This is a genomic window from Caulobacter flavus, assembly GCF_003722335.1.
Lineage (GTDB): Bacteria > Pseudomonadota > Alphaproteobacteria > Caulobacterales > Caulobacteraceae > Caulobacter > Caulobacter flavus.
In genome coordinates, this window is the sequence record NZ_CP026100.1 from 2,741,162 (window position 1) to 2,754,669 (window position 13,508).

The 13,508-nt window shown below is 66.8% G+C and carries 10 protein-coding genes and 2 tRNA genes; 5 read left to right on the forward strand and 7 right to left on the reverse strand.

Annotated features, from left to right (window positions below):
• Window positions 1–3: 3 nt before the first annotated feature.
• A complete protein-coding gene (locus C1707_RS12595) occupies window positions 4–900 on the reverse strand; it encodes an MBL fold metallo-hydrolase (RefSeq protein ID WP_101715220.1) in 897 nt (298 codons plus the stop codon).
• 66 nt (window positions 901–966) lie between these two features.
• Here C1707_RS12595 and C1707_RS12600 point away from each other — a divergent pair, with 66 nt between their 5' ends.
• A complete protein-coding gene (locus C1707_RS12600; RefSeq protein WP_101715219.1) occupies window positions 967–1,119 on the forward strand; it encodes a hypothetical protein in 153 nt (50 codons plus the stop codon).
• A gap of 6 nt (window positions 1,120–1,125) precedes the next feature.
• On the opposite strand, the gene C1707_RS12605 is transcribed toward C1707_RS12600, so the two are convergent.
• Together C1707_RS12605 and C1707_RS12610 are read right to left on the reverse strand one after the other, a co-directional pair.
• Window positions 1,126–1,536 (reverse strand): TIGR01244 family sulfur transferase, encoded by a 411-nt coding sequence (locus tag C1707_RS12605; protein ID WP_101715218.1) that lies wholly within the window; start codon window positions 1,534–1,536, stop codon window positions 1,126–1,128.
• Between the two features lie 74 nt (window positions 1,537–1,610).
• Entirely contained in the window at window positions 1,611–2,141 is a 531-nt protein-coding gene (locus C1707_RS12610; protein WP_101715217.1) for a hypothetical protein, read from the reverse strand.
• A 465-nt stretch (window positions 2,142–2,606) separates the two neighbouring features.
• Here C1707_RS12610 and C1707_RS12615 point away from each other — a divergent pair, with 465 nt between their 5' ends.
• The gene (locus tag C1707_RS12615; protein ID WP_101715216.1) at window positions 2,607–5,429 is read left to right on the forward strand and encodes a TonB-dependent receptor plug domain-containing protein; all 2,823 of its coding nucleotides are present in this window, start codon (window positions 2,607–2,609) and stop codon (window positions 5,427–5,429) included.
• 1,044 nt (window positions 5,430–6,473) lie between these two features.
• Here the strand turns inward: C1707_RS12615 and sppA are convergent.
• Window positions 6,474–8,252, reverse strand: coding sequence for a signal peptide peptidase SppA (gene sppA / locus C1707_RS12620; RefSeq protein WP_101715215.1), 1,779 nt, complete (start codon window positions 8,250–8,252; stop codon window positions 6,474–6,476).
• 181 nt (window positions 8,253–8,433) lie between these two features.
• Window positions 8,434–8,510, reverse strand: a tRNA-Pro gene (locus tag C1707_RS12625).
• Window positions 8,511–8,696: 186 nt separating this feature from the next.
• On the opposite strand from C1707_RS12625, the gene C1707_RS12630 reads away from it, so the two are divergent.
• Together C1707_RS12630 and C1707_RS12635 are read left to right on the forward strand one after the other, a co-directional pair.
• Window positions 8,697–8,770 (forward strand) — tRNA-Gln (locus C1707_RS12630).
• 447 nt (window positions 8,771–9,217) lie between these two features.
• Window positions 9,218–9,655 carry a Ros/MucR family transcriptional regulator gene (locus tag C1707_RS12635; protein WP_101715214.1) on the forward strand — a complete coding sequence of 146 codons (438 nt, stop codon included), beginning with the start codon at window positions 9,218–9,220 and terminating at the stop codon, window positions 9,653–9,655.
• A gap of 86 nt (window positions 9,656–9,741) precedes the next feature.
• On the opposite strand, the gene C1707_RS12640 is transcribed toward C1707_RS12635, so the two are convergent.
• Both C1707_RS12640 and C1707_RS12645 read right to left on the reverse strand, forming a co-directional pair.
• Entirely contained in the window at window positions 9,742–10,287 is a 546-nt protein-coding gene (locus C1707_RS12640; RefSeq protein ID WP_101715213.1) for a GNAT family N-acetyltransferase, read from the reverse strand.
• A gap of 49 nt (window positions 10,288–10,336) precedes the next feature.
• On the reverse strand, window positions 10,337–12,517 hold the full coding sequence (locus tag C1707_RS12645; RefSeq protein WP_101715212.1) for a S9 family peptidase: 2,181 nt from the start codon (window positions 12,515–12,517) through the stop codon (window positions 10,337–10,339).
• Window positions 12,518–12,621: 104 nt separating this feature from the next.
• Between C1707_RS12645 and C1707_RS12650 the strand changes: the two genes are divergently transcribed.
• Window positions 12,622–13,470 carry a trypsin-like serine peptidase gene (locus C1707_RS12650; protein WP_101715211.1) on the forward strand — a complete coding sequence of 283 codons (849 nt, stop codon included), beginning with the start codon at window positions 12,622–12,624 and terminating at the stop codon, window positions 13,468–13,470.
• Window positions 13,471–13,508: the final 38 nt, after the last annotated feature.

The following is a 13,508-nucleotide window of genomic DNA, read 5'->3' on the forward strand; positions in this document are numbered from 1 at the left end:
TCCTCAGGCCAGCCGATACTCGCTGTCCAGCCCCGGCGCGCCGTCGCAAGCCACGCGCCCCTCGCGCACCAGCAGCACCAGGTGGGCCAGCATCGACAGGGCCGCGGCCGGGTGCAGGCGCGGATCCACCGCCGCGTACAGCACCGGGACCATGGTCTTGATCCGCGCCGGGCCGCCCGCCAGCGCGCCGAGGACCTGCGCCTCTCTCGCGCGGCGGTGGTCGACATAGGCCTGAAGGAACGGCGCGACCTCCCGCACCGGCGAGCCGTGGGTCGGCCACAGAGTGTCGAAATCCCGCGCCTGGACCTTGGCCAGGCTGGCGAAGTAGTCGCCCATGTCGCCGTCCGGCGGGGTGATCACCGTCGTCGACCAGCCCATGACGTGGTCGCCGCTGAACAGGGCGTTCTCTTCCTTCAGCGAAAAGCAGACGTGGTTGGAGGTGTGGCCCGGCGTGGTGATCGCCTCCAGCGTCCAGCCGGGGCCTTCGAACAGGTCGCCGTCGGCGATCTCGACGTCGGGCCGGAAATGGCCGTCGTCCTCGGCGTCGAGCTGCACGCCGGTTTCCTCGGAGACCAGCGCCGCCGGCGCCGGCCGGCCCCAGATCCGCGCGCCCGTGCGCTGAGCCAGCGGAGCGGCGAGGGGAGAGTGGTCGGCATGGTGGTGGGTCACCAGGATGTGGCTGACGGTCTCGCCTTCGATCGCCGCCAGCAGCGCATCGAGATGGGCGGGGATGTCGGGGCCAGGATCGATCACCGCCACGGTCCCGCGGCCGACGATGTAGGTCCCCGTGCCGGTATAGGTGAACGGCCCCGGATTGTCGGCGATCACCCGCCGGATCAGCGGCGAGACCTGGTCGCAGCGGCCGTACTCGAACTCGATCTCGCGGACGAAGGGGATCATCGAGACCCATCCTGAGCGGCGCCGGTCTTGCGCTTAACGAACCGTAAACCCTGCGGAGTACGGATCATGGCGGCCGACACGGCGATTTTTGTCTCAAAACGGCTCCAGCGCGCGGCCTTCGCCATCCTGTGTCTCATAGCGGCGCAGTTCGTGCTGGCCTCGTGCGAACCCGAACCTAGCCCGATGGCCGCCCGCGTGGGCACGCTGGGCGGCTACTAGTCGGGACTAGTGCGGCAGGACGCCGGAGAGGTCGTAGCCGGCCTCGTAGCCCTGCTTCACCAGCGTCTCGCGATCGGCCGCGCCCGACAGGGCCTGGCCGATCGACCAGGTGACGATCGAGCGGGTGCCCGAGCGGCAGAAGGCCAGGACCGGACCGCCGGCGGTCTCCACCGCCTCGCGCACCGCGTCCACCTGCTCCTGGGTCGGCCCGCCGCGCACCGGCACGTGCACGTAGTCGAGGCCCGCGGCCTTGGCCGCCGCCTCGATCTCGGCGCTGGCCGGCTGGCTGGGATCCTCGCCGTCGGGGCGGTTGTTGACGATCAGCGCAAAGCCCTCGGCCTTGGCCCGGGCCACGTCCTCGGCGGTGATCTGGGGGCTGACCGACAGGCTGTCGGTCACGCGGCGGAAATCGGTCATGGGCGTCGGGCCTCGAAGAACCTCTGTATTGAGGTCCCTCAGATGCGCGGCGCGCGCGGCCAGGGCAAGTCCTACTAGTCCAGGCGACGCGCGCGAATGGCCGTCTGGCCGTCGATATTGAGGAAGAAGCTGCCCATCGAGGCCTTGCGGATGGCGATCTTCGAGCCCGGCTTGGGCGCGCGGCGCACCGGGTCGCGGCCGACCTGATCCCACTTGGCGCCGTCTTCCAGCACGATGGTCCAGCCGCCGGTTCCGTTCTGCCAGGCCTGCTTGGCCACGCCCTCGACGCGGTCGAGCGCGGCGGGCTTCTCGCCCTTGCCGCCGAACAGGTCGAGCTTGGGCAGGTTGAAGCCGAAGGCCTCGCGCTTGGCGCTCTCCACGCCCTGGCGATCCAGGACCACGATGTCGCCGGCCGCGTCGGCCGCCACCAGCTCGCCCGCGGCCTTGTCGTAGCAGGCCAGGCGGGCGGTCGCGTCGGTGATCGCGCGGCAGGCCGTCACCGCGTCGAGCGCGGTCGGGCTGGCGGCCGACGCGGCCGCGGGCAGGGCGGCGGACGAGAGCGCGGCGGCGGCGAGCAGGGCAAGCAGAGGTTGTGGCGAGCGCATGGCGAATCCGGTTGGCGATGCGGTCCCGGGGCGGACCGATATGTGTCGCGGACGACACGCGGTCAGATTGTGGCGCCACTATGGCCGCCGACGAGCGCCGAATGGGAGGGTCGTGCGAGAATCGGGTTTCAGAAAGTGAACATCTTTCGATAGCCTTGTTATTTCAAAGCGGAGAAAATTGCCACTAAGCCGCCTTATTTGGACAATCGTGCGCTAGCTTGGCTGTATAACGCAGTTCTGGCGGTCGCAATCTGCCGCATAGGCGACAGCGGTGTGTTCAATTTGCGACAGGCACGATGCTTCACGTTACATAATCGTAATCGGAAATTGACCGCCGAGAGCGGGCGCTCCTAACGTCCCGGCCAACCGGGCTGTGAGCAGCCTGGGATTGCAAGACGTGGGCTTAACGGCGGGCGACATCGTCCCCACCGGTCCATTCTCGGAGGGATTCCATTGAAGATTCAGATGACGCGTAAGCGCCTGCTGACGACGACCATCATCAGCGGCCTCGCGATCGCCGCGGCCAGCGCCGGTGTGGCGTCGGCCCAGACGGCTCCCGAAGGCGAGGCGACGGAAATCGAAGCCGTCGTCGTCACCGGCTCGCGTATCGCGCGCCAGGACTACGTCGCCAACAGCCCGATCTCGACGGTCACCTCGGAGGCCATCCAGGCCGCCGGCTCGACCACCACCGAAGACGTGCTGAACCGCCTGCCGCAGGTGATGCCCGGCCTGACCGCCGCTTCGAACAACCCGTCTGACGGCACGGCCACCGTCGACCTGCGTGGCGTGGGGGCGTCGCGTACTCTGGTGCTGGTCAACGGCCACCGCATGAACCCGTCGACGCGCGCCAACACCGTCGACCTGAACAACATCCCGACCGCCCTGATCGACAAGGTCGAGATCGTCACCGGCGGCGCCTCGGCCGTGTACGGCTCGGACGCCCTGTCGGGCGTCGTGAACTTCCAGCTGAAGAAGAACTTCGAAGGCGTGGAAGTCGGCACCCAGTGGACCGGCACCGAAATCGGCGACGGCAAGACCACCAACACCTACGTGCTGATCGGCGCCAACTCGCCGGACGGCAAGGGCAACGTCACCGCCTACGCCAACTACTACAGCCGCGACAAGATCCTGCCGAACGCCGACCGTCCGTGGTCGCTGGTGTCCAACGCCGGCGGTTCGGGCACGGGCGTGACGGGCGCGGCCAGCGCCATCGGCACCAACCCCTTCGGCGGTTCGACCTCGAGCCCGCTGAACGTCCGCTACGGCTTCAACGCTGACGGCACCCCGCGTCCGTTCGTCAACACCCTGGCTGGCGACCGCTACAACTTCTCGCCGGTCAACAACCTGCTGTCGCCGGGCGAGCGCTTCAACATCACCGCTCTGGGCAACTACGAGATCACCGACCGCCTGACAGCGACGGCTGAACTGTTCTATTCGGACAGCCGCAACTCGGCTCAGCTGGCCCCGACCCCGGCCACCGCGATCCAGATCCCGTACAACAACGCCTTCGTCTCGCCGGCCCTGGCCGCCCTGCTGGCCACCCGTCCGAACCCGACCGCGCCGATCTTCTTCGATCGTCGTATGGCCGAAGTCGGTCCGCGCGTCGAAACCCGCGACTCCGACCTGTACCAGATCAACCTCGGCCTGAAGGCCGATCTGGGTCACGGCTGGACCGGTGAAGCCTTCTACAGCTTCGGCCGCACCGAGTTCCGCGTCGGCGTGCAGAACGACGTCTCGCGTTCGAAGGTCGCCGCGGCGATCGCTTCGGGCCCCGGCGCCAGCACCACCAGCTGCTCGACCGCCTCGCTGGCCCTGTTCCCGACCTGCGCCCCGCTGAACATGTTCGGCGCCGGCACGATCTCGCCCGCCGCGGCCAGCTTCATCCGCCTGAACTTCTCGGACCTGACCGTGTTCGAACGCAACGTCGGTTCGGTCTACGCCACCGGCCCGCTGTTCAAGCTGCCGGCCGGCGACCTGTCGGTGGCCGTCGGCGCCGAATGGCGTGAAGACAGCCTGGCCTTCACCCCCGACGCGGCCAAGAACTCCGGCGACATCTTCGGCTTCAACGCCGAACGCGCCGTCGGCGGCGCCTCGAGCGTCGGCGAACTCTACGCCGAAGCCGTGGTTCCGCTGGTCGCCGACGTGACCGGCGTGCAGTACCTGGGCCTGGAACTGGGCGGCCGCTACTCCGACTACTCGTCGGTCGGCAGCGTCTACAGCTACAAGGTCGGCCTGGAATACAAGCCGATCTCGGACATCAAGCTGCGCGCCATGTTCCAGAAGGCCAGCCGCGCTCCGTCGGTGTTCGAACTGTACCAGTCGGGCGACCAAGGCTTCCCGGCCGTGCTCGACCCCTGCACCACCGTCAACCCGGGCACGGGCGCTGCCCGCACCCTGTCGGCCGCGGTTCGCACCTTCTGTACCGCTCAGCTGGGCTATGATCCGGTCGCCGGCAACTTCGTCGCCCAGAACACCCAGACGGAGTCGTTCTTCTACGGCAACCCGAGCCTGAACGAAGAGAAGTCGGAAACGGTCACCTTCGGCGTGGTCTGGCAACCGAGCTTCATCTCGGGCCTGAGCGCCACGGTCGACTACTACGACATCAAGATCGACGACTACATCGGCACGATCAAGGGCGGCGTCTCGGGCATCGTCAACGACTGCTTCGCCTCGGGCAACCTGACCTCGTCGGCCTGCTTCGACTCGGGCATCAACCTGCCGCTGATCTACCGCGACGCGGCCGGCAACCTGAAGGCCCGCGCGCCGCTCGGCAACGTGTCGTCGCTGCAGACCAAGGGCATCGACGTGGCTGTCTCGTACGGCTGGGCCGTGCCGTGGGCCGGCGGCGTCTGGGGCGACAAGCTGCAGTTCGACCTGTCGACCACCTATCTCGACAGCTATGAGCTGGACGGCATCGAGTACAAGGGCACCATCGGCGCCTACAACATCTCGGCCTCGCTGCCGGAATGGAAGGCCAGCCTGCGCGTCGGTTACGACGTCGGTCCGGTCCGCCTGGCCTACACCGGCACCTACGTCGGCAAGATGGACAACCAGGGCAACATCCCCGACTTCGAGGATGGCGGCTACAACACCGTCAAGGCCTTCATGTACCACGACGTCAGCGCCCGCTGGGCCGTCAACGACAACGTCGAAGTCTTCGGCGGCGTCCGCAACCTCGGCGACAAGAAGCCGCCGGTGTTCGACAACTCGCCGGACGGCAACACCGACCCGAACACCTACGACATCCTGGGTCGTTCGTACTTCCTCGGCGCCAAGCTGCGCTTCTAAGCAGCCTGGCGTTCATCCCGGCGGTTCTCGAACCGCCGGGAGCGACGGCATCGACGGCGGGTCCGAAAGGACCCGCCGTTTTTGTTTGTGGGCGGGGCGAACAAATCCTCCCCCTCTGGGGGAGGTGTCGCCAAAGGCGACGAAGGGGGCAGCGCCGGCGCCAGTAGCCTTCCCGGAGCGGGAACACACCCCACCCGTAAAATCCCCGCGTGAGCGGGGGTTCTTACGGATTTGGGAGCGGCTGACGGGGACCCAGCTCCGTGGATCCTCTGCGTTCAGCGAAAAGTCCTGAACACGATCAGCAACTTGCAACTTTCTCACGGTGCTGGATCAGACGGATCCAACCCGCCCGCATAATCACTGCATCCCGTCGCAGGGAGAGGGCGCAAGGATCCGGCCCGAAGCGGCGATGCGGATGCGATCGAGCGGGGCTGAAGGAGCGGCGTGAGCCGGGCCTGAAGGCTTAAATGAGGATGGGGGACGTAAACCCATCCATCGGTTGGTTCGTCGGTTGAACCGCCGCCCGCCCAAGGGTCCGCGCCTAGCACGCACTCCTGGCCGTCAAGAAACGGGGAGCTCTGCGTGGGGAAGGGGCACAAGGCGGAAGAGGCCTGCGCGCCCCGGCCTGAGGACAAACGATCGCGCGGGGCGTCTATGCTTCGTCGAAACGGTAATTGAAACAAACACATCCGGGCGAAGCCCGGACGCCCCGCGCCCTCTCCATCAGCTCAGCGGCTAGCCGCGTGAGGCGGGAAAGCCGTGCCCAAAGATCCTCCCCCTGAAGGGGGAGGTGGCCCGGAGGGCCGGAGGGGGAAGTATCTGATGCGCTCAGCACATCCCCAACGCCGGCGATCACTTCCCCCTCAGTCGCTCCGCGACAGCTCCCCCTTCAGGGGGAGCGTCTTTCAAGAGCGCCGTCGCCAATAAATCCTCCCCCTGAAGGGGGAGGTGGCCCGGAGGGCCGGAGGGGGTCAGCCCAGCCGCCATCCAACAAAAAAGGCCGCCCCTTGCGGAGCGGCCTTTCTCGTAAGTCTCGCCGAAGCCTCAGTAGGTCGGCGTGTCGGCCAGGACGCTGGCGCCTTGCGAGCGCAGGCGGGTCTTGGCCATCTCGTCGAGGATCGCCTCCGAGCGCGGGTCGCCCAGGATCCAGGCGGCGGCGGCCACCGTGCGCATCGAGGTCGAGCTGACGCCCAGGGCCTTCTCCAGGGCGTCGAACGGCGACTTGGGTCCGCCGATCTTCTTGAGGCGAACGTCGCCTTTCAGGTTGGCCAGGGCCTTGGCCTTGTCGACGGCGTCGTAGAAGCCGCCCAGCTGGTCGACCAGGCCCAGGTCCTTGGCCTGGGCGCCGGTCCAGACGCGGCCCTTGGCGATCTCGCGCACGCGCTCGACCGGCAGCTTGCGGCCCTCGGCTACGCGCGTGATGAAGCCGGCGTAGATGTGGTCCATCCAGGCGGAGAAGCGGGCGCGCTGGTCGGCGGTGAACTCCTGACCGGTTCCGAAGGCGCCGGCATAGTCGCCGCCCACGGTCACCTGGCGGGTGTCGACGCCGAAGCGCGACAGGGCCTCGCCAAGGGCGAACTTGCCGCCGAACACGCCGATCGAGCCGGTCAGGGTCGAGGGCTGGGCCACGATCGCCGAGGCCTGGCTGCTGATCCAGTAGCCGCCCGAAGCGGCGTAGGTGCCCATGCTGACCACGACGGGCTTTCCGGCCGCCTTGGCGGCCCGCACGGCGGCCAGGATCTGCTCCGAGGCCGTGTCGGAGCCGCCGGGCGAGGAGACGCGCAGGACGATCGCCTTGACGTCCTTGTCCTCGATGGCGTCGTAGATCGCCTTGGCGGTCTCGTCCGAGTGGATGGTGCTGTCGTTGGCGAACGGCGAGGCCTGGCCCGCCGTGCCGGTGACGATCGGACCCTCGGCGCCGATCACCGCGATGGCCGCGCCGGTCTTGGGCAGGTCCTTCTTCGAGCGCGAGGCGTAGTCGCTGAACTCGATCAGCTTGGCGCCCTTGCCGGCCCGGGCCAGCATGGCGTCCTGCGCCTCCTTCACCTGGCCGACCTTGTCGATCAGGCCCAGGCCCCGCGCCTGCTGGGCGCTGTAGGGGCCGGCCTCGATCGCCTTGATCAGGCGCGCCGGATCCAGGTTGCGGTCCTTGGCGGCCGCGGTGAGGGCGCTGGTGTAGACCGAGCCCATCCACGACAGCGTGGCCTCGCGGTGGGCCGGGGTGAAGTCGCTGTTCAGGTAAGGATTGACCGCGTTCTTGTATTCGTAGCGCTGCTCGAAGTCGGCCTTGACGCCGTACTTGTCGAACAGGCGCTTGTAGAACATCGTCTCGCTGGCCACGCCCACGGCCTGCAGCGAACTGTCGGGCTGCATCCAGAACTCGCTGGCGGCCATGCCCAGGCGGTAGGTCGAGGTCGACATGCCCGAGGGATACAGGCCCTGGCTATGGGCGAAGATCGGCTTCTTGCCGACGCTGCGGAAGTGCTTGAAGGCCTGGCTCAGCTCGTCGGCCGAGGCCGGGGCGATGCCGCCCTCGGGCAGGCGCACGAACACCGCCTTGACCTTGTCGTCGGTCTCGGCGCGGCGCAGCACCTCGATGACGCCCATCACCGACTGGCCGCCGCCGCCAAAGGCCGCGAACGGGCTCTGCGAATCCTGGTCCGAAAGCCCGCCGCGCAGGTCCAGCTGCACGACCGAGTTGGCCGCGACCGGGGCGGGGCGGGCGGCGCCGGCCGCCAGCACGATCAGTATGAAGGGAACCCCGACCAGAAAGAGCACCAGTCCGACGAACACGCCGGCCACGGTCATTAGAAACTGCTTCATCGGGGTCCCGTTGCGATAGCCAAGACGTGATGGGGTGAAAGCACTGGTGATCGTGCGTCCGTCGCGCCTGAATGTGGTCGCAAGCTAACGGCTGTCGCGTTGCGGTCAAATGAACAGCACGCAACCTGCCGAACTTAACGTCCAGACTATGCAAATAAGGAAATTTTCTCGGGAGAGAAGATGGTCGGAGTGGCAGGATTTGAACCTGCGACCCCTGCGTCCCGAACGCAGTGCTCTACCAGACTGAGCCACACTCCGACTTTCCGAAGCCGCGCCGCCGGTTGGCTGTGCTCGACTTGGGAGGCGGCTTATAGGAGGCTGGCTGGAGAGTCGCAAGCGCGAAAATGGACCCAAAAAAAGAATTTGGAGGGCGTTGCCACCGTCCGAATCCTGAGCTATCTCCACCGCCTCGCCGCGGCCCACTGGGTCGGCAGCCGTTCCTGCTGGGGAATGGTGTAATGGTAACACTGCGGTTTTTGGTACCGTCATTCTAGGTTCGAGTCCTAGTTCCCCAGCCACTCTCTTCAAACTTTTCGCTGATCAGCGGCCTGTCCTGAGGTCCGCGTTTACATCGCGCTCCTTTCCCTTCGTTCAAGCTGTGTTCTGCCGATCGTCGTAGGCGCGAGCGCGTTCGCTTGCCGCGGTTCGAACGTCGTCTGACTGTGCCCCGTGCGGAACCTGCGCGCGCCGACGATGTTCATCCAACGCAATTGTGCGATGCAAAGTGCGATTGCACGCGAACCTTTTGGGTCTTCGCGGGCGCGAAACCACCGACCCGCTCAAACTGCACTTGAGCGGCGTCGCAATCGGTTACGGCCAAGGCTTTGGAAAACCGCCATCGACATTGTTGCCGCGAAATAAAGCCTGTTTTCGCGGAGCGTTGCTCGCTCGATTGCGTATTTGTGTACTTGTAATTCCTCCGGGCGGGTGTATTTCCGAATTTAAAGTCATTGTGGAGTGACGCCGTGGAAGACAAATCGACCCTGATCGAGCTGACCGCCGAGATCGTGGCCAACTATGTGGCCAACAACACGACCTCGGTCTCTGACCTGCCGGCTCTGATTCGGGCCACGCACGACGCCCTCGCCGGTCTTGGTTCGCCGGAAGCGCCGGTTACCGAGACCGTTACCAAGGCTACTCCGGCCCAGATCCGCAAGAGCATCACGCCGGACGCCCTGATCAGCTTCGAAGATGGCAAGCCCTACAAGACGCTGAAGCGTCACCTGACCACCCACGGCATGACCGTCGCCGAATACAAGTCGAAGTGGGGCCTGCCCGCCGACTACCCGACCACGGCTCCGTCGTACAGCGAAGCCCGCTCGGCCATGGCCAAGGCGCTCGGTCTGGGTCAAGGCGGCCGCAAGGCCAAGGCTCCGGGCAAGGCTCGCGCCCGCAAGGCCTAGCCTCCAGTTCTTTTCAGAACCCCGAAAACACGAAAGCCCCGCCGGTTCGCCGGCGGGGCTTTTGCTTTGAGCGTCTTCGAGACGACCTAGACGCCGCTCAGCGACATGCCGGGCGCGTCCGGAGGGGTGTCGCCGCCGCCGTTGAGCGGCCGCTGCATCCAGACGAGATCGACCCAGCGGTCGAACTTGTAGCCCATGGCCGGGAAGACGCCTTTGTGCGTAAAGCCCAGGGCCGCGTGCACGCCGATCGAGGCGGCGTTGCCGCTGTCGCCGATCACCGCGCACATCTGGCGAAGGCCCAGGGCCTCGCAGGCCTCGATCAGGGCCTTCAGCAGCGCCTTGCCGACGCCCTTTCCGGCCGCGTCGGGCGCGACGTAGATGCTGTCCTCGACGGTGTAGCGATAGGCCGCCCGCAGCCGGAACGGGCCGGCATAGGCGTAGCCCAGCACCTTTCCGTCCAGCTCGGCGACCAGATAGGGCAGGCCCCGGTCGAGAAAGGCCGCCCGCCGCCGGGCCATCTCGGCCTCGTCGGGCGGAACCTCCTCGAAGGTGCCCAGGCCGTTGAGCACGTTCCAGCCGTAGATCGCCGTGATCGCGGGCACGTCGGCGTCGGTGGAGGGGCGGATGATCATCAAGACCCTCCCCCCGTCAGGGGGAGGGTCTTGAAACGCGACATCGGCATCATGCCTTCGTCCAGCCCTTGTCGACCGCCCACACGGCGAAGGCGTAGTCGAGCGCGATCTCCTTGAGGAAGTCGAAGCGGCCCGAGGCGCCGCCGTGACCGGCCTCCATGTTGATCTTCAGCAGGATCGGATTGCCGCTGGTGGTGTTGGCCCGCAGCTTGGCGGCCCACTTCTCCGGCTCCCAGTAGGTGACGCGCGGGTCCGACAGGCCGCCGGTGGCCAGCACGGCGGGGTAGGGCTTGGCCGTGACGTTGTCGTACGGGCTGTAGCTGGCGATGTAGTCGTAGGCTTCCTTGTCCTCCAGCGGATTGCCCCATTCGGGCCATTCCGGCGGGGTCAGGGGCAGGGAGGTGTCGCTCATGGTGTTGAGCACGTCGACGAACGGCACCGCCCCGATGATGCCCGACCACAGGTCCGGCCGCAGGTTGGTGATCGCGCCCATCAGCATGCCGCCGGCCGAGCCGCCGTAGGCCACCGTGCGGCCCTTGGCTCCGTAGCCGCCCGCGTGCAGGTGCTCGGCGCAGGCGATGAAGTCGGTGAAGGTGTTCTTCTTCTTGAACTTCTTGCCGTCCAGGAACCAGCCGTAGCCCTTTTCCGAACCGCCTCGGATGTGGGCCGTGGCCCAGATCCAGCCGCGGTCGACCAGGCTGAAGTTGCGGATCGAGAACGACGGGTCCATCGACATGCCGTAGCTGCCGTAGCCGTACAGCAGCAGCGGCGCCTTGCCGTCCAGCTTGACGTCCTTCTTCATCAGCACGGTCACCGGCACCTCGGCGCCGTCGGGCGCCTTGGCGTAGAGGCGCTTGGTCACGTACTTGGAAGGATCGTGGCCCGAGGGGATTTCCTGGGTCTTGCGCAGCACCTTGTCGCCGCTGCGCATGTCGTAGTCGAACCACTGCCGGGGCGTGGTCGGCGACTGGTAGACGTAACGCAGGGTCGGGGTGTCGAACTCGTAGCCGCCCTCGACGCTCAGCACGTAGGCCTGCTCGTCGACGACGATCGGCTTCTCGGCCTTGGTGGCGCGGTCGGTGATGACGATGCGCGTGTTGGCGTTTACGCGCTCGACGCGGACCAGGTGGTCCTTGTAGGCGGCGTGGCCGGTGATGAAGGTCCCCGGCTTGTGGGCCACGAAGTCCTTCCAGTTGGCGCGACCCGGATTGTCGACCGGGGCCTCGACCAGCTTGAAGTCGATGGCGTCGTCGGCGTTGGTCAGGATGACGAACTTGCCGTCCCAGTGCTCGACCGAATAGCGCAGGCCCGGCGTGCGGGGCTCGACGGCCTTGGGTTTGGCCGAAACGTCGCTCGCCGGAAGCAGCAGGGTTTCGGACGTCTCGTGGTCACCGGCGCTGATGACGATGAAGGCGTCCGAGCCGGTGACGCTGACGCTGACGAAAAAGCCGTCGTCGGGCTCTTCATAGACCAGAACGTCGTCCTTCAGGCCGCCGCGCGCGGGGCGGCGATAGATCTTGTCGGAGCGGCCGTTGTCGTCGCGGTGGGTCCAGAACAGCCATTTGGAATCGGGCGACCAGGTGAAGTCGCCGGTGCTGCTGTCGACCGGCTCGGCCAGGATCTCGCCGGTGGCCAGGTCCTTGACGTAGATCTTGTGGACTTCCGAGCCCTGCGCGTCCTCGGCATAGGCGAACAGCTTGTGGTCGGGACTGTGCTCGGCGGCGCTGACCTGGCTGTAGGCCTTGCCCTTGGCCAGGGCGTCGCTGTCGAGCAGCACTTCCTCGCCGTCAGATTTCCCACGCGGGCGGCGGGCATAGATCGGGTGCTGGCCGCCCAGGGCGAAGCGCGAATAGTAGTCGTAGGGGCCGTCGGGGGAGGGAACCGACGAGTCGTCCTCCTTGATGCGGCCCTTCATCTCCTCGAACATCGCCTTCTGCAGGTCCTGCGTCGGGGCCAGCATCGCCTTCACATAGGCGTTCTCGGCGGTCAGGTGCTCCTTGACCTCGGCCTTGATCAGGCTGGGGTCGCGCAGGACCTTCTGCCAGTTGTCGTCCTTCATCCAGGCGTAGTCGTCGACCCGCACCCGACCCAGCTGCTCGATGCGCTTGGGAACCTTCTTGGCGACCGGAGGAACGGGCTTGGCGGTGGCGGACATGGAACTCCCGGGGATGAGGGCGGAGGACGTGGCGGCGACGGCGGCTACGCTCGTCATCATTTCGCGCCGGTTCATGGACAGATTCCCCCTCGGATGCGTCAGAACGCCAACTTGTTGCGGCAGGGGCGTCTGGTCAAACTCATACGACGTCTAAGGTTAAATCGGAGACGAGGGCGTACATGGCTTGGGACCTGTCGGTCGATCTGATCCAGGCGACGGTGCAGCTGGAGCAGCCGCTCGCCGACGGCTCGCGGACGGTCGGCACCGGATTCCTCATCGAGGATCCCACGCCGGACGGCCGCCCGCGCACCATTCTGGTCACCGCCGCCCACGTCTTCGACCGCATGCCTTCGGTGTCGGCCAAGATCGGCTATCGCGTGCAGAGCAAGGAAGGGGTCTGGCGCTACGATCCGCGCACCCTGAAGATCCGCGACGGCGACCATCCGCTGTGGATCAAGCATCCCAGCCGCGATGTCGCCGCCATCGTCGTCGAGGCCCCGCCCGAGTTCGCCAAGGCCGCCATCCCGCTGGCCTGGCTGGCGCAGGACGACACCTTCAACAAGTACAGCCTGGGCCCCGGCGACGAGATGATGGCCCTGGGCTTTCCGCGCGGCCTGTCGGCCAACACCGCGGGCTTCCCGATTCTGCGCTCGGGCCGCGTGGCCTCCTATCCGCTTGCCCCCGCCAGCGTGTTCCCGACCTTCCTGATGGACTTCTCGGTGTTCCCCGGCAATTCGGGCGGGCCGGTGTTCATGGCCGAGGGCGCGCGTCGCCGGCCGGGCTCGACCGAAAGCCAGGAGGTGCAATTCGTTGCCGGCATGCTGACCCAGCAGGTCGAGCTGTCGGGCGAGCGCCTCGAGATCGGCATCGTCACCCACGCCAAGTATATCCGCGAGGCCGTGGCCCTGCTCGACAAGCCGTCGGGACCGCCGCTGATCCAGGCCGCGCCGGCCAAGCTTCCCAGCACGGCGGCCGCGCAGGACGTGGTCGCCGTCCAGGCCGTCGCCGCGCCCGGCTTCAACCGCTGAACCGCGCGAAATCGCTTCCAGCCAAGCTAGGAACCATT